The sequence below is a fragment of the Sneathiella litorea genome (assembly GCF_009882915.1).
GTDB classification, from domain to species: domain Bacteria; phylum Pseudomonadota; class Alphaproteobacteria; order Sneathiellales; family Sneathiellaceae; genus Sneathiella; species Sneathiella litorea.
The window spans coordinates 908,556-932,123 of the sequence record NZ_WTUW01000001.1; the positions used below are offsets into that span (position 1 = coordinate 908,556).

A 23,568-nucleotide genomic window follows, 5' to 3' on the forward strand; every position below is an offset into this window, starting at 1 on the left:
CATTATTTCGGAATTATTATACCATTGTGGTTGCGTTTTCGGGCTATTGATCACGCGCGGCAAGAAAGGCCTGACGACTAACCCGTGACCAGCTTTCTGATAAGGACAGGGCCGTGCGATAGGATGTCAGGATTTCCTCAGCCATTGCATCACCTGCCACGAACTTATCCAGAAGGTCCGGGGTCAGGGCCTTGGCACGATGGAGCATGTCTTTCGGGAACTCGCGAACCTGTACATTCTTGTTGCTTACCAGATCTTCGAGAGCGCGGGCATTCTCCCAATCGGATTCGGAAAGCCCAATGGCATTCTCAGACTGGCAGGCGTTCGCAACAACAGCTTTCAGGTCATCGCTCAGTTCTTCAAAGGCCGTGCGGTTGACGAGACATTCCGCGGTCCCGTTCGGTTTGTTGAAGGACGGCCAGTAGTAGTAGGGAGCGGTCTTGTAAAAGCCAAAAGCCCGGTCGCTCCAGGGCCCGAGAAATTCAGCGGCATCGATAAGGCCATTCTGTAATCCCGGGAAAATATCCCCGGGCGCGAGCAGAACGGAAGTCGCGCCCAGTTCTTCGAACAAATCACCGCCGAGACCGGCACTCCGGATCTTGATACCCCGTAAATCGTCCAGTGACCTGACTTCCTTCTTGAACCAGCCCCCCATTTGTATGCCTGTGTTTCCGGCCATAAAGGGTTTGATATCAAAGGGTTGATAGAGCCTGTCCCAAAGTTCCTGTCCGCCGCCCTGGTTGATCCAGGCCATATGCTCCAATGCCGTCAGCCCAAAGGGAATGGTGGTGAAAAAGACACTCGCCTTCGCCTTACCCTGCCAGAAGAAGGAGGCCGTATGCCCAAGTTCCGCCGTGCCGCCGCCGACTGCGCCAAAAACTTCAAGCGCCGGAACCAGCTCCCCGGCGGCATAAAGCTTAACCGTGAGCTTCCCACCGCTCATGGTGGTGATACGGTCCGCGAGGCGTTGGGCAGTAACGCCCACCCCCGGCGCGCCTTTCGGCCAGGAAGTGACCATCTTCCATTGCCTAGCCCCGCTGGCGATCGCTGGCGTCGGGAGAAGCCCCACACCCGCGGCACCAAGGCCCGAGGTGGCGAGGAATTTCCGGCGGGAGAGAGATGGTTTCGTCATTTTTCCTTCCTTTCCTGAAGGTTGGATTGGCATATTTGAAATATTTCATCAAGCAGAGACGCGGCAAAGGTCCCTGGCCCGTTTGACAGGCGCGCGGCTTTCTCCCCGGCACTTTTCAACAGGGAAAGACCAGCAGTAACGGCATCAAGGCGGTTTTCTAAGGGGGCCACCGCGAGATAGGCCCCCAGTAGCGCCGTTCCGGCGCATCCGACCCCGGTCACCCGGCTCATCATCTCGTGACCGCCGGATAAAGTAATTTCATTCCGCCCGTCGGTGATCAGGTCCGTCACTCCGGTCACGGCGATTACGGCACCGGTTTTTCTGGCAAGATCGCCAGTTTCTGGAGAGAGGGCGGCAATTTCCCCCTTATTTCCCCGGATCAGGGCAGGCCTGTGATTGATCAGTTCCTTGGCGTAGGCAAGGCGTTGTGGGGCTCGGTCGATCAGAACAGGATCAAGAATCCAGGGAATATTTTTCTCTCGGGCGGTCGCGATGGCGGCCTCAATCGCCTGTATCCGCGACCAGTCGAGGGTGCCGAGATTGATAATCAACGCTTTGGCACTCGCCGTGAAATCCGCAACTTCCTTTATATCCGAGGACATGGATGGAACCGCGCCAACAGCAAGCAACATATTGGCTGTCAGCGCCTGCACAACAGTATTGGTGAGGCAGTGAACGGCGGGACGTTGCGCGTTAATCGCGCCTAATAGCTGTTCCGCCTGGTTATCGCGCATGTTTCTTCCTTCCATTCATTGACGGGGAGGGGCGCGACATACATTTTTGAAGATGTTCCGGCCTCAATTCCCTCCGCCGGTTCTAACCGGATCAGGTTCTGCGGGTCAGCTAATGCTTCTCAGCCACTTATGGCACCCCGATGAGCAGCAACTATTCTAGGAGTTTTCGGTGGCATTGCAACGTGAAAATGAGCCAGGTTCTCCTGACACGAGTAGGTAGAAAATCTATTGTGACAGGCGGCTTTCCTTTATGATAAATTAAAATAACAATAAAGTGCGGATTCCGCTCGGCCGGTTTCGCCCAAGAAGCAGGACAAGTCTCGTGACCCAGCAGCAGATGCGATTTACTTTTCTTAACTTTGGTCACTTTATTGACCATCTGTTCATGCTGATTTTCGCGAAAGCCGCGTTTAGTGCCGGGCTGTACTTTGGCCTTGCCGAAGATGGTGCCTATGCGGAAATGCTGCCCTACGGTATTCCCTCCCTCATCCTATTTGGCGCCGGGGCGCCGCTTGCCGCCTTTATTGCGGACAAATGGAATCGCGTTGCCATGATAACGGTGTTTTTTATCGGGATTGGTTTCGCCGCAATTGCCACCAGTTTCGCGCAATCACCCCTCCAGATCGCCATGGGTCTGGCGGCGATCGGACTGTTTGCCTCGATTTATCATCCAGTTGGGCTTGCCATGGTCGTTCAGGGTGGCGGCCGCATTGGCTGGCGTATCGGCATTAATGGTGTCTGGGGCAATATGGGCGTTGCCGCGGCACCCCTGATTACTGGCTTTATTCTTGCCGACTATAACTGGCAGCTTGCTTTTATCCTGCCGGGCATTATCGCGGTTTTGACCGGCATCGGCTTCTACTTCTTTGCCCGGCGGGGCGGGGCAAGGCCACCTGCCTTTCCCGCGGGGGAAAAGGATATGGTCGGGTTCATGCCGGGGTGGCAACGGGCCCTGATCGCCATTGCGCTGGTCACTTCCGCAGGCGGGTTCGTGTTTGGCACCATGACGTTTGTTATTCCCCGGATGTTTGAGGTTAGCCTGCCGGATGTGACCTCTAACATTGCCACAACAGGGCTGCTGGCGGCACTTGTTTACGCAATTGCCGCCTTTGCACAGCTTGTGGTCGGTCGTTTGATTGATAAATACAGGATCAAGCCGGTACTTCTCATCATCGCGTTGGCGCAACCGATCCTGATCGGGATCATGGCAACGCAGATGAATTATGCGCTGTTCTTTACCACTTTGATCGCCATGGCTTTCGTTTTTGGCCAGATCCCGATTACCGATACCGTCATATCGCGTTATGTGCCGGATGCCTGGCGGGCGAAGGTCATGTCGGTCAAACTGTTGCTAAATCTGGTGATTGGCGCGCTGTCGCTCCTTGCCGCGCGCTATATACTGGAATCTGGCGCCGGATTTTCCGGTGTGATTGCTGTTGTTGCCATTGTCGCTGCACTGATATCCCTCGCAGCGCTGGTGCTGCCTGGCCGGGTACGCCATCCCATCCAGCCGACAGTCAGTCCGGCGGAATAGACGCGAATACCAGCCTTTACCCGCCCTTTAATAGTGTGGCACACTGGGCATAATAAAAAAAGGGGGGAGCGATTATGGATACTGAAGTAGCCGTCCGACCAAAGCATCTGCTGGCACCGCCAATCCGCCTGGATCCGGCGTTTGACGACCCACAAGGGGTGGTTGACCTGATCAGGAAGGGCAGCCCGTACAAAACGCTTTCCGCCGTTCATAAGAATGTTGGCGAGACGTCCGGCGGCTGGTTTCGCAACTTCTGGGCCTTGGGCGGCAAGGTTGTCTTCGACGGGGCCGAACCCTTTTTCCATAATCAGCGGTTTATCGACGCGGCGAAAGAATCCTTTAAGGCCGAGGTGATCCGCCCGGTCGCGATGATGACGAACCTCAATCTGCCCGCAGAAGGGCTGCCGGCGCATCAGGACCTGCCTTTTTTCAGGGGCGCGCAGAACCGGGAGGTGCCGAGCTGGATGCTGGCGCCGATGGGGTATTCCGGCCTGTTTCATGACTGGGCAGTTCCCGTCGCGTCCGCCATCACTTGGTTTTACAACGGAGAGGGCGGGGAATTTGAGTATTGGCCGGAAGGTCTGGGCGAAAAATCGAGGACGGAACGACCCCCCTACAACAATTGTTGTGTACTTGCGGATAACGAGTATATGTTTCATCGCGTCGGGAGCGTCGGCCCTGTATCAGAGCAACATCGCTATGATGATCTTGGCTATGATGCCACGCTCACCTTGAGTGAAGGCAACCGCTGGAAGATCGAGGATGCGGGAGAAACCGTCGCCGAACCTGCCTTCGAGGAGGTGCGTCTCTCTGTGCTTTGGAAGGGTTATTGTTTCAAGGATGAGGCGGAAGCCTCCGCCTATGATGATCATAGCCACGACCTTAACGCTAACCTGATCATCGATATTTTCTGTGAGGATTTGACCAAGCGCGGGATAGTAGTATCACGCCCGCAGGACTTCTGGACGGATTCTGCCTGGAAAAAAGTGATAACCGATGCCTATCCGGCGCCAACCGCCTAATAAGCTAGGTAAGCTAGGGGTGAATTTTACGCTGTTCTATTCGCCTTTACCTGATATTATAGATTTATGGCAGAGGACCCTTCGGAACTTCAGCGGCGGGCCATTGCGCTGCATGCCGCTTATCACGCCGGCGATCTCAAATCGATCCGACAGCTTCTCTATGATCCAGTGGGATTTCCCAATAGCCAACAACCTTATGAACTGGGCTGTGCCGGAACCCCGCTAGAATATGCTTTTTGCTGGTCCCCCATCTCCTTGATACGTGAACTTCTTGAGATCGGCGCTGATGTCAATTATTGCGTGGATGGTGGTTTTCCAGTGCTATTTACGCTACTTGAAACGGACCGGGAGGATAAGTATGAACTCCTCGAGCTTCTTCTCGATCATGGGGCTGATATCCACCAACGGGGCATTAATGACTGGACGCCACTTCACTATGCGGCGGTGCAACGGGATCTGGAAGCAGTCCGGATCTTGCTGGACCGTGGTGCTGATCCGCATATCAAGACGCGGATAATCAACTATACCTCCCCGCTGGAGGAGGCAGAAAATAATGGGTATCACGAGATAGCAGCGGTCATGAAAACCGCGGAAATACAAGAGGATACAAACAGGAAGGACAGTTAAGCATGGCGCGCCGTAAATCAGTTTGGCGTCTGAGGGTGGATCCGGCACCGAAGTGCCGGACCTTTTAATCGAGGGGGCCCATCAGGTCGGGCGCGTTACCGTTTTCCGGGAATGACATCAAGAAACTCGGCCATGGCGTTGCCGGTTGCAACCAGCATGCCGTCCTGATTGTTCACTTCCACATCAAAAAGAAGCCAGTATCCTTTTTCCGTTTTCTTTTTATTCCGGAGGGTGACAACCGGCGTGATCGTGTGGCCAAGCTGCACCGGCTTGAGCCAGCGGGTTTCCAGCCGCCGGTGAAAACCTCCGCGCGGGATCAGCCAATCGGTGAGCGTGCGAGTGATTAGGGCAAAATTCTGCATGCCATGCATGATGACGCCATCAAAACTGGTTCTGCCGAACTTGTTCTTCATGTAGTTGTCATCAAAATGCAGCGGGTTGTAATCGAGGGATGCATCGGCAAAGGCCTGGATCGTATCTCGCGAAACTGTAAAAGGGCGGCCTGTGATAACATCGCCCTCATCAACATTGTTAAACTGTTCTTCTGCAGTCATTTTATAAATTCCTATTATTGATTAAGCGGGCCGGATGGTCTGGCCACGACCAGTGCAGACAACTTCGCCATGTTGATTGGTGAAGGTATTTTCATGGACGGCGAACATCCGGTCTTTCCGAATAAAGCGGTCTAGCGCCGTGCCGCGCATGGTGATCGTATCGCCCGGGCGGATCGGAACATGATAGGACCAGTTCTGGCCCGCATTAATTGTACCGGGCGAGCGCATCCAATCCTCTGTGGTTGTACAGGCGAACATCAACAGGATATGGATGGAGGGCGGCGCAATAATGCCGCCGTAAATCGTCGTTTTTGCATATTCTTCATCAAAATAAAGGGGATTATCCTCCCCAACGCCCTTGGCGTAGCGGGCAATGACTTCCTGAGTCAGTGTTACTGGGCGGGTATCGCGCAGTTCGCCGGGAATAATTTCGTCCCAGGTCGCGCGCTTGTCTACGTCCTTCCAGAAATCAGTTTCAAAATCATCGAGATCCAAAATTGTCATATTTTCCCCTCCCAGGGTTATGTTTATAGCGCCGGGGCGCCGTTTTATATTTGGTTTTTATGAGGCGGCAGATGTCAGACGGAATTCAACGCCGCAAAATTTGAATCCCGCATTCGTTATCGGACAGCCGGCCGTTTTGGCACGGCTTTTCATCGCCTGTGGATCTTGGGCGGTAAGATCAATGGCGGTAAACAGGTCGCGCCCTTGCCCGGCTGTATCGACAAATTGGAGCGTTCCATGATCCAGGGTAATTTCCGGTCCTTGAGCCGTTAAGTTAACCGGCCGGTCGCAGATATGGCCCCAGAGTTTTGCGCGTGCCGCAGCGTCGGGGCTGGTAATTTCGATACCGAGAATTTCGCCGGTCACGTCCGTGCTCACATATTTATGCCAACTATCCCCCGCCCATTCGTAATGGCCGAGTAACGTGTCGTCACCATAGTGGTGGTCGAACTCCATCATGGTGGCGCCCGTCTCTTTGGGGTTCAACTGCAACAGATCGGCTTTGCTATTGCGCCGCTCAAAAATCGGGCTGACGCCCGCTTCCTGCGCCAGTGATTTGTGCCGATCCACATCGGAACAATCAAATATGGCCATATAGCCGCCTTGGCCGCGGTTGCGTGCGAGAAAGCGGTCAACCGCTGTTTCAGGCTTCGTCGGTGCAACTATTTCCAGAAAGCACCCGTTGATTGCATACATGATGTTTTCAAGCCCGAAATCAGTTAATTTCGCACGGTGGCAGACTTCAAGACCAAGGATATCGTTAAAAATAGCTTCTGTTTTGCTTATATCGGTGGCGGCCAGACAGATTTGTCGCAGCCGAACATATTTATCGGATGACATGTTTCCTCCCTCTCCCGTCCGGGACAGACCGGTTGTTGTTGATTGTTTTTCGCCGGTATTCGGAGTATTTCAAATTTATTCGCAGAGGTAAAGGCCTGCTTATTCATGGCGTCATGACGTTATCTCCGTCCAGAATGTAAAAAATCAGTAGTAAATTCAGCCGATACTGGTAGGCTAAGGCCTTCAATTAGCCAGATAATTCTTAAAGATAGTGAACAGCTCGCCAACAGGTTCATGTAGCAGAGAATGACGAAAAGCCTCCCCTCCCCGATAACCCGAATGAGTCAGGCGATGATCGTTCTGGGAATTTGTGCGGCGTTAATTGTGGCCTTTGTGAATTTACGTGATAAGCCGTTCATTCAGTTGATTGAAGGGCAATTGCTGGACTGGCGGTTTATCCTCCGTGGGCCGATCCCGGTGGATACGAGTATTGAGCTCGTTTTGATTGAAGCAAAACCCGGAGAGACAGGCGACAATCTTCCGGTTTCGGCAACGGATTTGATGAAGGGAATAAACGCTATATCCGCCGCAGGCGCGCGGATCATTGTTCTTGATCCCATGTTATTGCCAATGAAGGCGCCGGGCGATGCGCTGCCGGATACCCCAGAGGAAAAATCCCTCACGGATGAACTTGCCCGCATTGGCAATGTGATCGTTCCGTATATATTTTCCATGACACCGTCCGTTGATGCGCGCACTGCGTTACCGGCGGTTATCCAGCAGACCGCCTACAGTGTCTTTCGAACGCGGGAGTCGGCATCGATCAAGCGACCACCTGAAGCAGGCGGGTATCTTGCGCCGAATACAGAGCTGCTGCGGTCGGTCATATCCGGCCATGTGATAAGTTCACAGCAACAGGCCTTGACCCGTCAATTCGCCTATCCGGTCATTGGCTATGGTGGATCCTATTATCCCTCCCTGGCGGTACAGACCTATCGGAAGTGGGCCGGGTTCCGGATGGAGTCCATCGAGGTTAATTTCGGCGAAAGCCTGAATTTCGGCAATATTTATTTGCCAACAGACAACCGGATGCGTCTGGCTGTTAATTATCACGGGCCGACAGGTAGTTATAAGCGGACACGATTCTCTGATCTGGCTGAAGGGACCATTCCCACGGACGGCTTCAAGGAAAAGGTTATCCTGGTCGGTCTTGCCGCCTCTGCTAACGGTAATAATTTTACCACGCCCTTTGATTCGAGTATGTCCGAGGTGGAATTCCTCGCGAATGTTATTGACAACCTGAACCGGATGAACCCCCTGATCCGCTCTCAACAGGTTATTGTCTTCGATATCCTGTTGCTGGCACTGCTCGGTCTCTTTTTTGCCCTGGTTTCTGCGGTGCGAAGTATCTGGGCGGTTTTAAGCCTTTCTGTGATTGCGACGGCACTGTTCGTTGCCGGAAATGTAGAGGCCTTTATCTTCTTTAATCTTTGGCTGGGCCTGACATTCCCGTTAATGGCAATGATCCTGTGCACAGCGGTCTTGATGACAGCGAAGCATGTCTCCCGCCGCCGCCGCGCCGCCCTTATATCGGCGGAAGCGGCAGAGGAGACGCAATTCGCCGCCTCATGGACGTTCGACCGTGTCGCCAAACCGCTGGATGCTGATGAGACGAACCCGGAAAAAGATGAGGATAATGGCGACTTTGACCCGAAAACGGAGGATCCTGAGTTAGCCAGCCCCTCGATCAAAAAGGAGGAAGTTGAAGCATCGGAGCCGACGCCCCGTGAAGAGCCCGCGCCGGTTGCTCCAGAACCGATGAAAGAAGCAGAGACGGCCGGAGAAGTCGAAAAAGTACATGTGTCGCAGAATGTTACCCCGTTTCCGACGCGAAAGCCCCAGGCACCAGTCCCTAGCTCCCTGCCGATTCCGCCGACGCCACCCACGCTCAAACCGGCGATAGCGGAAAAGGAGACGACGGGTGGCCATGCCCCGGCGCAGAAAGGCAAAAAGCCACCAGCGTCGTTGATCCCGGTCATGGATGCACCTGCACGTGGGGAAAAGGTTTCAATTACCTCGGCGCCGACAATGGCCAGCCCCTCTTCCGCAGGGAAGAAATTTGATGTGGCCGTGTTGTTTATTAATATGGGCGGGTTCAAGGCACTGGCCAAAAGTTTCGGACCGACACGTTCGGCTCAGTTCCTTCACGCAATTTATTCCCTGATTGAGAAAACGGTGGTGAAGCATAACGGTTTTCTGGAACAGTTTGGAGAGGACGATGTCGTAGCGCTCTTCGGCTTGCCAAATGGGAGTTCCGGCGATGCAGAGCATAGCCTGCGGGCCGCGTGTGAGTTGGCATCCGCACTTTCTGAATGGGGGGAGCGACAGGGCATTCCGGCGGACAAGTCAGCGGATTTTTGCGTTTGTGCGCATTATGGCCCGGTGCAGGCTCATATCAGCGGGGATGAAGATGATCCGGAAGTCAGCCTCTCGGGTTACACTATTGGCTTGGTAAGTCGGCTGGAAAAAACGGTGGCCGCAAAAGGCGCTCGTGTCCTGGTCTCTGAACTGCTGATGGAGAAGGTCAGAGAAACCGACCTGACGGGCCAGTTAAAGGTTGGCTTTACCGAACAGCCGATGCAGCAGATTCCCGGTGGTGCAGAAATGATCGGGCTTTGGCGGAGTGAAGTTGGCGCGAGTTAAGTCGGTTCCCCTTTCAGGGGGCGCCCTGATGGATGGCTTCGGGAGCCGCATTCCGGAATGCCGGGATCCCTGCACAATGCTCCCCGATGGCGCGCAGGCGCGGCATTCCAGACATATCGGCACCCCAGCGGTCGGCGTTATAAAGTTGCGGAATTAAACAGATATCGGCGATTGTCGGACGGTTTCCGATACAGAAATTATTCTCCCCCGCCTCGGTGACCATATTCTCAAGGGCGGAGAGACCTTTCTCGATGAAATGCCGCATCCAGTTGGCTTTCTCCCGCTCGCTGCCCTTCATCAACGCTATTGCGTGGGCGGCAACATTAAGATTGCAAACCGGGTGTATATCCATGGCCACGACATGTGCCATCGCGCGCGCCTTTTGACGGGCTGTGGCGCCTTCCGGCATTAAGGGAAGTTGCGGTCGTGTTTCTTCCAGATAATCGATAATAGCGAGAGACTGTGTCATCAACTGTCCATCAATTTCCAGCACCGGGACATACCCTTGCGGGTTACGCGCAACATGCGCCGCTGAGAGATTTTCCTGCATCAAGAGGTTGATTGACACGGCTTTATAGGCAAGTTCCTTGAGATTAAGCGCAATGCGGACGCGATAGCTTGCCGTGGACCGCCAGTAATCATAGAGAATAATATCCCCCATCGGGTTCTCTCCTGTCAGGTTTTCTTGGCGCGATCGATGGCGGCGGTAAGCGTGCCGAAATCCCCAACTTCATTTGCCAGAATTAGGACTAGCCGGGCATTGAGCGCGGCGGACTGATCGAAAGCCAACCCGTCATGCGCCGCCATCAACAACTCATAAAAATCATCGCCATGGGGTTGCAGGCGATCGGTTTGGGTCAAAGTCTTCCTCATGACGCAGTCTCCAATGCGGGTTTTCCCTTAGCATACGCAAGTGCCCGTTCCAGGGTTTCGCTATCTGCCTCCGCGTCGAGTGTTGCGGCGATATGCTGGTCCGGACGGATCAGATAAATCACGTCATCACCATAATGCGCCGAAACGGCGGCATTATTCTCGAAATGTAAGTTCGTCACACCGGGAAGGCTGGCCTGCCTTGCTTTCTCGCCGATGGTGAGCAGCACAAACTCCCCGCCCAGTTGATTGAGAAGCCAGCCCCCGGGAAGTGGTGCGTCCGGGCAGGCTGTTCCCGGGGCCGCGCCGTTCTTGTTAAGGTGCGGCATTTGCAGCCCAATACCGTCCAGAGTGCAAGGCACCGATAGGCGGCCGGAATTGACAAGTGTCCGCGCGAAGGGAAGGTCGCTTGCAAGAGTGAGGACGGAATCTCGGAAAATGGTTTCCATCTTTGATTTGGGGGTCATGAAGTTGGTCGCGCGAGAGGAGTTCTTGATATTCTCACGGGCACCATGACGCCGTTCCTCATCATAGCTGTCCAGGAGCACGGGCTCCGCTTCCCCTTTTAGAACGGCGGCCAGCTTCCAGCCGAGGTTATCGACATCCTGAATACCCCCATTACCACCACGTGCGCCAAAAGGGGAGACCACATGGGCGCTATCTCCGACGAAAATCACGCGGCCATGAACGAAACGCTCCAGCATCGCGCAGGTAAAGCTGTAAACACTGACCCAGTCGATCTTGAATTCGCGGTCGCCGATGATCTGTTTCACGCGCGGAATGACATGTTCGGATTTTGCTTCCTCGATTGGGTCCGCGTCAGGACCCAGCTGCAGATCGATACGATAGATATTGTCCGGCTGCCTGTGGAGCAGGGCGGACTGTCCCGCATGAAAGGGCGGATTGAACCAGAACCAGCGCTCGGGCGTTTCGCTTTCGAACGGGGGTTCGGGCATTTCTACATCGGTTATCAGGAAGTGTTCTTCAAAGATCTGCCCTTCGAACGCTAAACCCATGCGCTGGCGTATCTGCGACTTGCATCCGTCGCAGGCAAGAACATAGCCTGCACGAAGGTCATAGTTTCCCTCCGCCGTCTGCACATGCAGCGTGACGCCATCGTCCTCAATTTTCTCACCTGTAACCTTGCTGAGCCAGCGCAGATCGATCAAATCGGGGAAATCAGCGATCCGGTCAACGAGGTACTCTTCCACATAATATTGCTGCAGATTGATGAAGGCTGGCATTTTATGGGCGTCATCAGGCAGAAGATCGAAATTAAAAACCTCCTTCTCGCCATAGAACAAACGACCGACCTTCCATGTCACACCCTTTTCGAGCATTCGGTCCCCGATACCCAGACGATCAAAGATTTCCAGCGTTCGCTTTGCCCAGCAGATGGCCCGCGACCCGACGGAAACCTTGTTATTATCGTCCAGAATGACCGAGCGAATACCATGAAGGGCGAGATCGATGGCCATGGCCATGCCGATGGGGCCGGCGCCAACAATGGCGACGGGATATTTTCCGGGGTTCTCCCCTTTTAATTCCGGAGGCGTTTGATACGGATATTCCCTGTTCTGGTAATGCATGACGGAACTATCCCTGCAAGGAGGCCCACATTTCCTTGTCCCGTTCCGCCGTCCAGATGCGCGGTGTGTCGATACCCTGTGCTTCGTCATAGGCACGGGCGACGTTGAACGGCAGGCAATGCTCGTAAATGGCATAATCAGCAAACTTTGGGTCGCATTCGGCTCGAACCGCGTCCCAGGCTTCTTTCAGACTTCCGCCGCGCGCGACAACAGCGGCGACCGGACGGTAGGTGCTTTCGACAAAATCGCGGGTATTGGTAAGCGCGGCAGAGACCAACTCATCCCCGACAAGCGCATCGCCGCGTCCTGGGACAATGGACTTGGGGTTGAAGGCGGCAATGGCGTCCAGCGTCTTGCCCCAGTCATTGAAATGCCCGTCGCCGCAGTAGCAGGCGGAGTGATACTCGACGACATCGCCGGAGAAGATCACGCCGGAATCCGGCACATGCACAACGACATCTCCCGCTGTATGGGCGCGGCCCAGATGCATCAGGTCAACGCGTCGCTTTCCGAGATAAACGGTCATTTTCTTGGAGAATGTCATGGTCGGCCAGGTCAGGCCCGGAATTCCTTCATGTCCTTCGAACAGGCGCGGAAAGCGCTCAAACTCGCTGTCCCAGTCCTCCTGACCGCGCTCCGCGACCATCGCACGGCATTTATCGGAGGCGATAATCTCCTCCGCCTGATAGGCCGAGGCGCCGAGCACCCGGACCGCATGATAATGGGACAGAACGACATATTTGACCGGCTTGTCCGTGACGGAACGAATGCGTTCCAGCACCATATTCGCCATGCGCGGCGTTGCCTGGGTGTCGATGACCATTACCGAATCGTCGCCAATGATAACGCCAGTATTGGGGTCACCTTCCGCCGTGAAGGCCCATAGATCGGGGCCGATTTCAGTGAAAGAGATGGTTTTTTCTTCCATATCGCCTTGAGAGGCAAATGCTTTGCTCATGATAACTTCCTTTTAGTCTGCTATGCGTCGGTTGGCGTGTATTTTTCCACTTTCTGGTCGATTGCGCCGAAGATGGAGGCGCCGTTCGCGTCCTTCATCTCTATGCGTACGGTATCGCCGAATTTCATGAAGGGGGTGACGGGTTTTCCGCTGTTAATCGTCTCGATCATGCGGATCTCCGCGATGCAGGAATATCCGTCCCCGCCCTCGGTAATCGATTTTCCGGGTCCGTCGTCCAGCTTGTTGGACACCGTGCCCGAACCGATGATCGATCCCGCACAGAGTGGCCGGGTCTTCGCCGCATGCGCGATCAACTCGCCGAAATCGAAAGTCATGTCGATTCCCGCATTAGCCTTGCCGAAGGGGGCGCCGTTATAGTCGATAAGCAGCGGCAGGTTCAGCTTCGCGCCGTCCCAGGCATCACCAAGTTCTTCCGGTGTCACCGCGACGGGGGAAAAGGCACTTGACGGTTTTCCGTGGAAAAAACCGAAACCCTTGCCGAGTTCCCCCGGGATCAGGCCACGGAGAGAGACATCATTGGCAATCATGATCAGCCGGATGGCCGCCCGCGCCTGTTCGAGGTTCGCACCCATCGGGACATCATCGACGATCACCGCGATTTCCCCTTCCATATCGATGCCGTACGCCTCATCTGCCACTCGGATCGGGTCATGGGGAGCGAGAAAGCTGTCTGACCCGCCTTGATACATCAGCGGATCGGTCCAGAAGGAGGGTGGCATTTCCGCTCCACGGGCCCTTCGCACCAGTTCCACATGATTGACATAGGCCGATCCATCCGCCCATTGATAGGCGCGCGGCAGGGGTGAATGCGTCGCGCTTTCATCAAATTTTTCGCCGAATGAGGTGTCGTTTTCCAGCTTTTGGGCTATTTCGCTGAGTTTCGGAGAGACCGCCTCCCAGTTATCGAGTACGCCCTGCATTGTTGCGGCAAGGTCCGGCACAGCGACACAGCGGCTCAGATCTTTCGAGACTACGACCAGCCGGCCATCCCGGTTGCCGCTTTTTAGTGTTGCAAGTTTCATTTTTTTCCCTCGATCGTTCCATCAAATTTTTTCTCAAGCCCGTCCCAGCAATTGATGTAATTCTTTTGCAGGCTGTCATGACGCGCAGCAAACTCGGTGACGAGCTGCGGCAGGCGGGTCTCGAACATGAATGCCATCGTCTCTTCCAGCTTCTGCGGTGTAAGCTCCGCATTGCTGGCTTTCTCAAATCCGAACGTGTCCGGCCCATGCGGTAACATCATGTTATGCAGGCTCATTCCGCCGGGGAGGAACCCCTCTTCCTTCGCGTCATATTGTCCTTCAATCAGGCCCATGAACTCGCTCATGATGTTGCGGTGATACCAGGGCGGCCGAAAAGTATCCTCGGCCACCATCCAGCGCGGTGGAAAGATCGCGAGATCTACATTCGCCGTACCGGGCTCTCCGGAGGGTGCGGTCAGTACCGTGAAAATCGACGGGTCCGGGTGATCAAAAGAGATCGATCCAATCGTGTTGAAGTGGCGGAGGTCATATTTATAGGGTGCAAAATTCCCGTGCCAGGCGACGACATCTAGCGGGGAATGCCCTATTTTCGTCGCATAAAATTTCCCGCCCCATTTTACTTCAATCCGGCAGGGTGTTTCCTTTTCCTCATAGGCGGCGACGGGATATTTGAAGTCGCGCGGATTAGCAAGGCCATTCGCGCCGATAGGACCGCGTTCCGGCAAGGTGAAGCGCGGACCGTAATTCTCGCAGATATATCCGCGAGCAGTACCGTCCATCAGCTCGACGCGAAACATCATACCGCGCGGCAGGACGCAGATTTCAAGCGGCGACACCACTAGAATGCCGAGTTCAGTGATGATCCTCAGTCTGCCCCTTTCCGGGACAAGCAGCATCTCCCCATCCGCATTTAAGAAATAGTCATCGGTCATGTCCGCGTTGGCCAGATAAATATGTGCAGCCATGCCGGCCTGCGACAGAACACTGCCCGCCGTGGTAATGGTGCGCATACCGCCGATGAATGTCGTGGAGTCGTCAGGGATGGGAATCGGGTCCCAGCGGAATTGCCCAAGTGGCGCTTCTTCATACACGGATGGGGCGGATTTCCAGAGCGGGCGCTGAAGGGGATCGAACTGCCGGACATGCCGAACCGAGGGACGCATCCGATAGAGCCAGCTTCGGGCGTTCGTGGCATTGGGCGCCGTAAAGGCGGTGCCCGAGAGTTGTTCCGCATAGAGGCCATACGCGCATTTTTGGGGGTTGTTGCGGCCCTGCGGCAATGCGCCGGGAAGCGCCTCTGTTTCAAACTCATTATTGAAACCGGTCAAATAGGCAAGAGCCATAGAGACAATTCCTTGTTGATCTTCACTATCTAAATTAGTAACATTTGTAACGGTCTAATATGTAACTATCAAGGAAGTTTTTTTGATGACTCTCGTTTTAGAGGAATTTTTGCCCTATCGTTTCAATCGGCTTGCCGAAGCACTTAGCCGCAATGCAAGCATTGCCTATAAAACAGAGTATGGCCTGACGCGTCCGGAATGGCGGGCTTTTGCCCTTCTTGGACAGAAAGGAACCATGACGGCAACAGAGATTTCCTACTTCTCAACCATGCACAAGACCAAGGTAAGTCGGGCGATCTTTGCGCTGGAGCAGAAACGCTGGCTTGTAAGGGAAGTAGACGAAAATGATCGTCGGTTGGAGCGCATTTCCCTGACAGAGCAGGGAAAAAGGGCTTATGAGAGCCTTGTCCCAAAGATGCAGCGGGTTGAAAGTGAGTTGATTTCCAGCCTCGGCAAGGAAAACAGCGAGGCGCTCTTCAAGGGACTCACTGCCCTTGAAGAGTTGTATCTAGACGAGAAAACGGCGTCTCGTTCGCGAAAAGCCGATTAGGCCTGCCAAACGACAGGGAAAAGGTCGCTGTCCAGCGGGGCGCCCGGCTGGATCATTGGATCGCGCAGCATTTTCTGCAGGTTCGGCCGCGGATTATAGGTGACATCATGGCCAGCCCAACGCTGGATATAGGCGCGGCGGCGGACATTGGGCGTTCGGTTCGGCTGCGCGCCGTGCAGGGTCAAGCCATGGTGCAACGTACAGTCGCCGGGTTCCAGTTCATAGGAGACGATATCATAATCATCACGTGCGCTTTCAACATCCGGAACCTCTGGTAGTTCCTCTTTATACTGTTGATCAGGATCGAAACTGATGGCGAGAAATTTCTTTCCCCAGCGATGCGAGCCCCGCAAATACTCAACCGCGCCGCTTTCAAAAGTCACGGGATCCAGCGCTAGCCACAGAGTCGCGACCTGATCACCGGCGACGGGCCAGTAGGTATAGTCCTGATGCCAGGGGGTCGGGGTGGAGGTATCGGGCTCCTTCACCAGAATCTGATCAAACAGCAGATTGACTTTTTTCGCTTTCAGGACGGAAGCGGCGATCTGTGACGCCGGGGAGTTGAACACTGCATCCTTAAAGCCGTCAAGGTGGTGGCAAACAAATGTATCGCCGAAGAAAAAGCCGCTTGCGCCTTCGGCATCAATGCTTTTCACCATGCCGGAGGGATTGGCAATATCCTCATCAATCAGATCGCGCAGACGCTCAATCCAGTCAGTATTAAAAAACCCGCGAAGACAAACAACACCATCCTCCTGAAAGGTCCTGATTTCTTCATCGGTGATTGGTCGGTTCAATTCATTCTTCATATTTTCCTCGGCGTTGTTTGTGCGCACCCTTTGTCCTTGATATTATGCATAAAATCACAAGGAAATAAAATGAAGACTCCCTTGCCGCCTTCTTCAGCAGAAAGCTGGTTTCGAAAACATATTCTCTGGCCGGACGAGACACTTTTCTGGTCAGGCCGGCCAGATATTTTCAGATCCCTGTTTTTCAACTTTTGGTTTTGTCCGGTTGGGGCCTTTTTGACGGTCCTGCTTATCATGTTCCTGTGGACGACAGAAACGGTTGGAGATATCCGGTTGCCTGAGGCGGTGTTTGCCCTAGGCTCCCTCTGGCTTCTGCTCAGCCCGCTTCGCTATGGCTGGCGGGCTTATCGCACGGCTTATTTCGTGACGGACAAGCGCGCGATTATCTTGAGAAAGGGCTTGTTCCGGGTACATGAGACGGCCTTCTTTGCTGACGATATCACTGATTTCCGCTTGAAGCGGTTTGACAGGGCGCGCGGTGATATCCGCCTGCGGTTTAGCAAGGCTAAGGCCCCCAACCCCTATCAGGAGGATAAGGAAAAATGGGCGCCCGGTTCAAGCGGCAGTATAATTTCCTGGTCCGGTTCTGCACCGTTCCTGATGTATAACGACGGCTTCTGGGGAGCAGAGGACATTACTGCCGCCGCCGACGCCCTTAAAAAACTCACCGCTAAGTCAAGATCATAGGGCTTAACGGGATAGCCGCGCCCGTAACTCCGTCTTTAACACCTTACCGTAATTGTTCTTCGGCAATTCCTCGACAAAGAAGTATTCTTTCGGCCGTTTGAAGCGGGCAATCTGTTCGATGCAGTGGCGATCCAGCTCTTCTGGCGTCATGGCGCCTTCCTTGCGGAGGACTACAAAAGCCACAACTTCCTCGCCCCAATCTTCATGCGGGCGCCCAACGACGGAAACTTCCGCCACATCCGGGTGCGTGAGCAGCGCTTCCTCAATCTCGCGTGGGTAGATGTTGGTGCCGCCCGAGATTATCATATCCTTGGACCGGTCTTTCAGGGTGAGGAAGCCTTCCGCGTCAAAGCAGCCCATATCACCAGTATGCAGCCAGCCCCCGCGCAGACTTTCCGTTGTTGCCTCGGGGTTTTTCCAGTAGCCAAGCATGACCACGTCGCCGCGCACCACAACCTCGCCAATTTCACCGACGGGAAGCGGATTGTCCTGGGCATCGAAAACATTCACCTCGACATCCGTGCGCTCGGTCCCGACGGAGGCCAGAATCTCGCTACGGCGGGGATGGTTTTCATCGCGGATAAGGGCGGTAGAAAGACCCGTGATGGTCATGGGCGATTCCCCTTGCCCGTAAATCTGCGCAAAACGGGGGCCCAGCGCGTCAATGGCGCGGCGAATATCGGCCTCATACATCGGGCCGCCGCCATAAACAATGATTTTCAGGTTGCTGGTATCCGCGCCCTCAAACGCGGGGCTGGAAATTAGCCGGTGGATCATCGTCGGTGCGAAGAAGAAGCTGCAATTCGGGTAGTGGGCGATTAACTCCAGTGTCTCGGCAGGATCGAAACCACCGCTAAGTGGCGTTACCTGTATCCCTCCTTTGGCAATGAGGGGCAGGCCATACAATCCGGCGCCATGGGTTTGCGGCGCAGCGTGGATGACCGCATCGCCGGGATCTTGCGCGGTCACATCGGCGAAATAGCTGAGTATGGAGGTCAGCAGGTTGCGATGACTCAGCATCGCGCCTTTGGGTTTGCCCGTGGTGCCGGAGGTATAGAAAAGCCAGGCGAGATCGTCCGGTGCAGCGTCTTGTAAAGGAAGCGGGCCTTCCTGCTTGAGCGCGAGGTAGTTCTCGTCATCAATGGAGATGACGGCCTCCAGTTCCGGAAGTTCCGTTGTGAGGGGGGTGAGCTGATCCGCCAATTCCGGTGTTGCGAAGACCAGGCGGCTGTCGGAATTCTCCAATATGTAGCGAAACTCCTTGATATGCAGCTTGGCATTGACCGGCACCGCGACGAGCCCTGCGCGCCATACGGCGAAAAGCGCGATCCAGTATTCCGGATGGTTCTTCATGATTAGGGCAACGCGATCTCCGGCGTTTAGCCCGAGACCTCCTCGAAGTGCCCCGGCGAGCCGCGCGACCTGGTCTTCATATTCGCGGTAGGTGGCTACAATCTCGGTGCCATGGGCGAGGGCAGGCAGATCGGGGTAGGTTTTGGCAGTCCGTTTCAGCAGGTTAGCGATATTCATATCGATTGTCTCCCGAGGGGTTCAGGTCGCCCCTTCTTGTTGTTCGATCGGCTGACGATATGAGAGATACCAGAGGAGCGCAAGCCCCGGCAGGGCCGCGACAGTGGTCAGGATGAAGAACTCGATCCACCCGATGCGTTCCACCAACCACCCGGCAGGCGAGACGAGCACAGTGCGCGCCACCGCCATAAGAGAGGTAAGCAGCGCATATTGCGTCGCCGTATAGGCAATATTGCAGAGACTGGAAAGATAAGCGACAAAGACGGCAGTTCCCATCCCGCTTGCCACGTTCTCCAGCCCGATCGTGAGGGCGAGGAAGGAGAGATCGGGCCCGATGGCGGCTTGCGCCGCGAACATCAGGTTGGATACCATTTGCAAAATTCCGGAAATCCAGAGCGCGCGATACATAGTTGTTGCCGCCAGTAACCAGCCACCCAGAAAAAGCCCGCCAAAAATAGCAACTGTCCCAAGGGTTTTAACGATTTCGGCGATTTCGGTCAGGGTGAATCCCGTTTGCAGATAGAACGGATTCGTCATTGCGCCGGCAAGGCTGTCGCCGAATTTATAGAGAACCGTGAACAGCAGGATTATCAACCAGTCAGGTTTCTGCATAAAATTGAGAAAGGGATCAATCACCGAGGTTTTCAGCCAGTCAAAATAGCCTTTTGTTGATTGCGGTACCGTTTCCTCCAGCAATTCCGTTTCGACTTCTGGTTCGGCTGTCATCAAGACGGTTAGGGTTCCGATCAGGATAAAGGCGGCCATCACCATGTAGCTCACTGTCCAGCCGAAAAAATCGGCGATGACGAAACTGGAAAAACCGGTCAGCCACATCGCGACGCGATACCCGTAGACATAGGTTGCCGCGCCTGCCGCCATGTTCTTCTCATCGCAGATCTCGATCCGGAAGGCATCGACAATGATGTCATAGGAAGCCGACGCAAATGCGACCACCAGGGCAGCAACGGCGACGTGAAACAGATTTGCCTTCGGATCGCTGAAGGCAAGGACCAGCGTGGCTGCGATTAGAAAAGCCTGCAACAGGAGAAGCCAACTGCGCCGTCGTCCAAACAGGCGGGAGAGGACCGGAATGCGGATGCTGTCGATGAGCGGCGCCCATAGAAACTTGAGCGTATAGGGAAGCCCAACGAGTGTGAACAGCCCGATTGATGTAAGATCGACCTGTTCCTGAGTGAGCCAGGCCTGCAAGATACTGGCGGTCAGAAGCAGCGGAACGCCGGAAGAAAAGCCCAGCAATGTAATGCTTATGATGCGTCTGTCGCGATAGACGGAAAGGGCGGATAGCCAGCCGGTCATCGGGCGTTCATTTCATTCAGGTTACTCATAAACGTAATCTACTTAATAAAGGTGGGGCCGTCGCTTATTGGCTGTCTTTGCGGATAATTTCCTTGGCTTTTTGCAGGTCATCAGTTGTTCGGACCAGTCTTTCGGCCAGAACGCGCATCATCTCTACTGCCATTTCAGGAAATTCCGTTACCATCCGGAAAAAAACATCCTTGGTAATTTTGAGGGTTGTAAGTTCAGTTTTCGCCTTGATCGTTGCGGTGCGGGGCACGTCAATCAGGATGGCGATCTCGCCGACGACATCATTTTTCCCGAGTGTCGCGACGGTCAACGGGCCCGATGGGGTTTCCACAATGACATCAGCTTCGCCGGCCATGATAAAATAGGCCGCATCACCGTTATCCCCTTGTTCGCATACGAAATCATCCGGCTGATAAGTCAGCCGCTCCGAGGTAAAAGCCAGCAGCTTGATCTTGGAGGGTTCAATTTTCGCAAACAGAGGTATTTGCCGGAGGATTTCAACTTCTTCTTTCAGGCTCACCTATCTTCTCCTTCTCACTCTGGCGGATCTAGGAAGCCGCCAGCAACTCCTTGTATGGGGCGCTATCCTCTTTAAGCTTCTCCGGGCGGCCCTGCTCCACGATCCGGCCGCCGCGCATAATCAATACATGATCAAAGCCGACAGTCTTTTCCGCATGGTCTAGCGACCATATCAGACACCGGCCCTTGAAGTCCTCAAGTATGTTGTTCATAAGCCGTGTCTGGGTAGACGCATCGAAGGAGGAGGTCGCCTGGTTCAGAATCAGAATATCCGGATTTTTAATGATCGCCCGTGCGATACAGATCTTTTGCCGTTGGGTAGCATTCAGCCGGGCGCCTGCAGTGCCCACCGTGAAATTCAGCCCGACAGCAATAATCGTATCTCTGAGCGACATTTCCTCGACAACCTCAGCCAGCGCTGCACCAATTTTGTCAGCGGCCTGTGCAAAACCGAAGGCAATTTTACCGAACAGGATATTATCCTGAAGGTTGGTTGCCGCGTTATAGGCATCGGCATCAAAGAAGGCGACGCTGTTTTGCAGGTGTGGCGGCAGTTCCTCCGCGAATTTATGCCGCGCGGCCACGATTTTTTCTTCGATATCGTCTGTCAGCACGCCAAGGCGGTGCCGGGAGGGGATAACCTTGAACGGCAACGACATAAACCGTAAGCGGTCTTCTTCACGCAGATTGTCCAGCCGCTCAGAATCAATCCGGCTGATCATAGCCTGGTACTCCGGCAAATCATCGGAGGAAATAAAGCCATATAGCTGGAAGAATTCATGATCCGGCGGCAGGTCCGCAAACAGTTCGATCATCAGGGTCGCGACCTGATACCCCATCTTAAGGAATGTTTCGGTCAGGCCTGCTTCTTCAATAATCTTCTGCACATATTTATTTTCTGCCATGCGATCGAGGTGGAACTCGTCTCCGACAGGTGTGCCAAACAGCAGGTTCTCGGCGACTGAAGCATTAGTGTTATACTGGTCTTGCTCAAACGCCTCGATCATGTTCTTAAGGCTGGGGTCGTTCTCGATTTTCTCGAAGAACCGCCGTCGGGCCGAGAGGACCAGTTCGGCTGTTTCTGGCGCTTTTTCGGGGTCGATCGTGCTTCGTAGACCGAGCCGGTAGACATCTTCACTCAGGTCTACCATCTCCAGTATTTTGAGGGCACGGGCATTCAGCTCTTCCTCGTTCTCGACGCCAGCTAATTTATAGTCATGCCAATCTGCATTGATATCATCGCTCGAATTACCCGTCAGGTCGGCATTCTTGATATAGGTTTGGCGTTCCTGCGCCGCATCCCCAGAGTAGGATTTTTCATGCAACGGCCGGTGTTTCAGGCCGAAATAGAGATTTTCCCCCAAGGTCGTGTTAAAGACATAGCCATGCTGGCCGACGTAGGAGATTTTGCGTCCGATAATAGCCTCTGGTGCGGTGACAAGATTAACATCTCCGGCCATCAACCGTCCGCGGTCTGGGTCTATCAGGCGCGCCAGAACATGGGTCAACGCCTCGCGCCCTGAGCCGGCCGGGCCAATAATTGCCACCCGTTCGTTGAGGTTGAACCGGGTGCTCAGCCCTTCCAGGGTTTTCGAGCCCGTATCATCAGAAAGCTCGATATTGCTGGCAATCATCTCGCCCGTTAGTTTCGGGATCTCGTCTGGTTCAATCAATTGGTTGTCGGCGTCGCGCATTCCCGCAGGCTCGAATTGCTCGATCACCTGTTCATACTTGATCCGGGCGTCCTCCCGCCGCTGGTAATAGGACAGCAATTCTTTCCATGGCGCCGCCATTTCCTTATGCGCGCCGATCGCCGCAACCAGTGTACCAACCTCCAGCGTGCCATTGATGACCATGGTGCCACCAATGCCATAGAAAAAGAATGGGCCAAGCTGCTGAATAAAGTTATTCAGAAACTTAATTACAAATTTAAGAAGATAGATGCGGTAGCGGACAGTATAAATCTGGTCCAGCTGATTGGAAAAATTCGCGCGCATATTGCTGGAGGCATCATGGGCGTGAACTTCCTCAACTCCGCTGACGGATTCGCTGAGGCGGTCTGAAAGGGTTCGGACCAGCCGAACCCGGGTTTTGCCCAGAAGATTTACCTTCTTTTGCAGCTTTGGAATGAAATAGGCCTGTAGCGGATAGAGTGCAATGGCGGCGACAGCCATAATCCAGTTCTGGACAACAAGAAAGCTGACGATGACGAGAAGGTACCCGCCCTGAAAGATCGGCAGCGCAAACGCCTCCCCGATAAAGCCGCCAAGCGGTTCCACTTCAGAGGTGATCATCGGGATTATCTCGCCAGGGCTCTTCTTGCGGAAAGTTGGGATCGGGAAACGCAGAATGCGGCAGTAAAGCTCATATCTCAAGCGACGCAGCATCCGTTCGCCTGTAATCCCCTGATAGACATTGATTACATATTTGAAGGCCTGATTGACGATCACCATCAACAGAAAGAGCCCAACAGTCAGGTATAGAAAGTCTATCTGGTCAAACTCAAAACCGACATATTCAACTGGAAAGGCAATATCATTCGCCTGAATGGCCTGGTTAATAATGATTTTCGGGAGTTCAAGATAATAGTAGAGAGCGGGGAAAGATAAAATGGACAATACCGTAAGTATGAACTGCTGCTTTTTGCTGTAGCGTAAAATATACTTGTAAATATTATGTTCCATTGAACGCGACCTACTTGCTTCCCATCAGCTCTGCACATGATATGGGCCCAGTGCCGGCACAGTTTTTCATAGTTTTATCCTTTGCCGCAAGGAGGAAATTTGCGCCAGC

At 54.2% G+C, this 23,568-nt stretch carries 22 protein-coding genes and 1 riboswitch; of the genes, 6 read left to right on the forward strand and 16 right to left on the reverse strand.

Going from position 1 to position 23,568, the window contains the following annotated elements; genetic code table 11:
- Window positions 1–43: 43 nt before the first annotated feature.
- Both GQE98_RS04330 and thiM read right to left on the reverse strand, forming a co-directional pair.
- On the reverse strand, window positions 44–1,132 hold the full coding sequence (locus GQE98_RS04330; RefSeq protein WP_161314402.1) for a TRAP transporter substrate-binding protein: 1,089 nt from the start codon (window positions 1,130–1,132) through the stop codon (window positions 44–46).
- Window positions 1,129–1,866, reverse strand: a complete 738-nt coding sequence (thiM, locus tag GQE98_RS04335; RefSeq protein WP_161314403.1) for a hydroxyethylthiazole kinase — start codon at window positions 1,864–1,866, stop codon at window positions 1,129–1,131. The genes GQE98_RS04330 and thiM overlap by 4 nt, the downstream gene beginning before the upstream one ends.
- Window positions 1,867–1,916: 50 nt before the next feature.
- Window positions 1,917–2,016, reverse strand: a riboswitch (TPP riboswitch).
- 172 nt (window positions 2,017–2,188) lie between these two features.
- On the opposite strand from thiM, the gene GQE98_RS04340 reads away from it, so the two are divergent.
- The 3 genes from GQE98_RS04340 (at window position 2,189) to GQE98_RS04350 (ending at window position 5,049) form a co-directional block, all read left to right on the forward strand.
- Window positions 2,189–3,400: an MFS transporter gene (locus tag GQE98_RS04340; RefSeq protein WP_202526075.1), complete on the forward strand. Its 1,212-nt coding sequence runs from the start codon at window positions 2,189–2,191 to the stop codon at window positions 3,398–3,400.
- 74 nt (window positions 3,401–3,474) lie between these two features.
- The gene (locus GQE98_RS04345; protein WP_161314404.1) at window positions 3,475–4,422 is read left to right on the forward strand and encodes a hypothetical protein; all 948 of its coding nucleotides are present in this window, start codon (window positions 3,475–3,477) and stop codon (window positions 4,420–4,422) included.
- A gap of 66 nt (window positions 4,423–4,488) precedes the next feature.
- Complete coding sequence (locus tag GQE98_RS04350; protein ID WP_161314405.1) at window positions 4,489–5,049, forward strand: ankyrin repeat domain-containing protein; 561 nt, start codon at window positions 4,489–4,491, stop codon at window positions 5,047–5,049.
- Window positions 5,050–5,144: 95 nt separating this feature from the next.
- On the opposite strand, the gene GQE98_RS04355 is transcribed toward GQE98_RS04350, so the two are convergent.
- The 3 genes from GQE98_RS04355 to GQE98_RS04365 are packed head-to-tail and all read right to left on the reverse strand — an operon-like array spanning window position 5,145 to window position 6,947.
- Entirely contained in the window at window positions 5,145–5,603 is a 459-nt protein-coding gene (locus tag GQE98_RS04355) for a MaoC family dehydratase (protein WP_161314406.1), read from the reverse strand.
- 21 nt (window positions 5,604–5,624) lie between these two features.
- On the reverse strand, window positions 5,625–6,107 hold the full coding sequence (locus tag GQE98_RS04360) for a MaoC family dehydratase (protein ID WP_161314407.1): 483 nt from the start codon (window positions 6,105–6,107) through the stop codon (window positions 5,625–5,627).
- A gap of 57 nt (window positions 6,108–6,164) precedes the next feature.
- Window positions 6,165–6,947, reverse strand: a complete 783-nt coding sequence (locus GQE98_RS04365) for a VOC family protein (RefSeq protein ID WP_161314408.1) — start codon at window positions 6,945–6,947, stop codon at window positions 6,165–6,167.
- A 246-nt stretch (window positions 6,948–7,193) separates the two neighbouring features.
- On the opposite strand from GQE98_RS04365, the gene GQE98_RS04370 reads away from it, so the two are divergent.
- Window positions 7,194–9,590, forward strand: a complete 2,397-nt coding sequence (locus GQE98_RS04370) for an adenylate/guanylate cyclase domain-containing protein (protein ID WP_161314409.1) — start codon at window positions 7,194–7,196, stop codon at window positions 9,588–9,590.
- Window positions 9,591–9,603: 13 nt separating this feature from the next.
- Here GQE98_RS04370 and maiA read toward each other — a convergent pair whose 3' ends face one another.
- The 6 genes from maiA to hmgA are packed head-to-tail and all read right to left on the reverse strand — an operon-like array spanning window position 9,604 to window position 15,354.
- Window positions 9,604–10,251, reverse strand: a complete 648-nt coding sequence (maiA, locus tag GQE98_RS04375; protein ID WP_161314410.1) for a maleylacetoacetate isomerase — start codon at window positions 10,249–10,251, stop codon at window positions 9,604–9,606.
- A 14-nt stretch (window positions 10,252–10,265) separates the two neighbouring features.
- Window positions 10,266–10,463 (reverse strand): DUF2783 domain-containing protein, encoded by a 198-nt coding sequence (locus tag GQE98_RS04380; RefSeq protein WP_161314411.1) that lies wholly within the window; start codon window positions 10,461–10,463, stop codon window positions 10,266–10,268.
- On the reverse strand, window positions 10,460–12,049 hold the full coding sequence (locus GQE98_RS04385) for an FAD-dependent oxidoreductase (RefSeq protein WP_161314412.1): 1,590 nt from the start codon (window positions 12,047–12,049) through the stop codon (window positions 10,460–10,462). Before GQE98_RS04385 ends, GQE98_RS04380 begins: the two co-directional genes overlap by 4 nt.
- A gap of 7 nt (window positions 12,050–12,056) precedes the next feature.
- Window positions 12,057–13,007 (reverse strand): MBL fold metallo-hydrolase, encoded by a 951-nt coding sequence (locus GQE98_RS04390; protein ID WP_161314413.1) that lies wholly within the window; start codon window positions 13,005–13,007, stop codon window positions 12,057–12,059.
- 20 nt (window positions 13,008–13,027) lie between these two features.
- Entirely contained in the window at window positions 13,028–14,050 is a 1,023-nt protein-coding gene (locus GQE98_RS04395; RefSeq protein WP_161314414.1) for a fumarylacetoacetate hydrolase family protein, read from the reverse strand.
- On the reverse strand, window positions 14,047–15,354 hold the full coding sequence (hmgA, locus tag GQE98_RS04400) for a homogentisate 1,2-dioxygenase (protein ID WP_161314415.1): 1,308 nt from the start codon (window positions 15,352–15,354) through the stop codon (window positions 14,047–14,049). The genes GQE98_RS04395 and hmgA overlap by 4 nt, the downstream gene beginning before the upstream one ends.
- 85 nt (window positions 15,355–15,439) lie before the next feature.
- Between hmgA and GQE98_RS04405 the strand changes: the two genes are divergently transcribed.
- Window positions 15,440–15,904, forward strand: coding sequence for a MarR family transcriptional regulator (locus GQE98_RS04405; RefSeq protein ID WP_161314416.1), 465 nt, complete (start codon window positions 15,440–15,442; stop codon window positions 15,902–15,904).
- On the opposite strand, the gene GQE98_RS04410 is transcribed toward GQE98_RS04405, so the two are convergent.
- Window positions 15,901–16,713 carry a phytanoyl-CoA dioxygenase family protein gene (locus GQE98_RS04410; protein ID WP_246157150.1) on the reverse strand — a complete coding sequence of 271 codons (813 nt, stop codon included), beginning with the start codon at window positions 16,711–16,713 and terminating at the stop codon, window positions 15,901–15,903. The two genes, GQE98_RS04405 and GQE98_RS04410, sit on opposite strands and share 4 nt — an antisense overlap.
- 69 nt (window positions 16,714–16,782) lie before the next feature.
- Between GQE98_RS04410 and GQE98_RS04415 the strand changes: the two genes are divergently transcribed.
- Window positions 16,783–17,400, forward strand: a complete 618-nt coding sequence (locus GQE98_RS04415) for a hypothetical protein (protein WP_161314418.1) — start codon at window positions 16,783–16,785, stop codon at window positions 17,398–17,400.
- Between the two features lie 3 nt (window positions 17,401–17,403).
- Here GQE98_RS04415 and GQE98_RS04420 read toward each other — a convergent pair whose 3' ends face one another.
- The 4 genes from GQE98_RS04420 to GQE98_RS04435 form a co-directional block, all read right to left on the reverse strand.
- The gene (locus GQE98_RS04420; RefSeq protein ID WP_161314419.1) at window positions 17,404–18,930 is read right to left on the reverse strand and encodes an acyl-CoA synthetase; all 1,527 of its coding nucleotides are present in this window, start codon (window positions 18,928–18,930) and stop codon (window positions 17,404–17,406) included.
- 21 nt (window positions 18,931–18,951) lie between these two features.
- Complete coding sequence (locus GQE98_RS04425) at window positions 18,952–20,247, reverse strand: AmpG family muropeptide MFS transporter (RefSeq protein WP_161314420.1); 1,296 nt, start codon at window positions 20,245–20,247, stop codon at window positions 18,952–18,954.
- 64 nt (window positions 20,248–20,311) lie between these two features.
- A complete protein-coding gene (locus GQE98_RS04430) occupies window positions 20,312–20,776 on the reverse strand; it encodes a cyclic nucleotide-binding domain-containing protein (RefSeq protein ID WP_161314421.1) in 465 nt (154 codons plus the stop codon).
- 28 nt (window positions 20,777–20,804) lie between these two features.
- Window positions 20,805–23,459: an ABC transporter transmembrane domain-containing protein gene (locus GQE98_RS04435; RefSeq protein WP_161314422.1), complete on the reverse strand. Its 2,655-nt coding sequence runs from the start codon at window positions 23,457–23,459 to the stop codon at window positions 20,805–20,807.
- Between the last annotated feature and the right edge of the window lie 109 nt (window positions 23,460–23,568).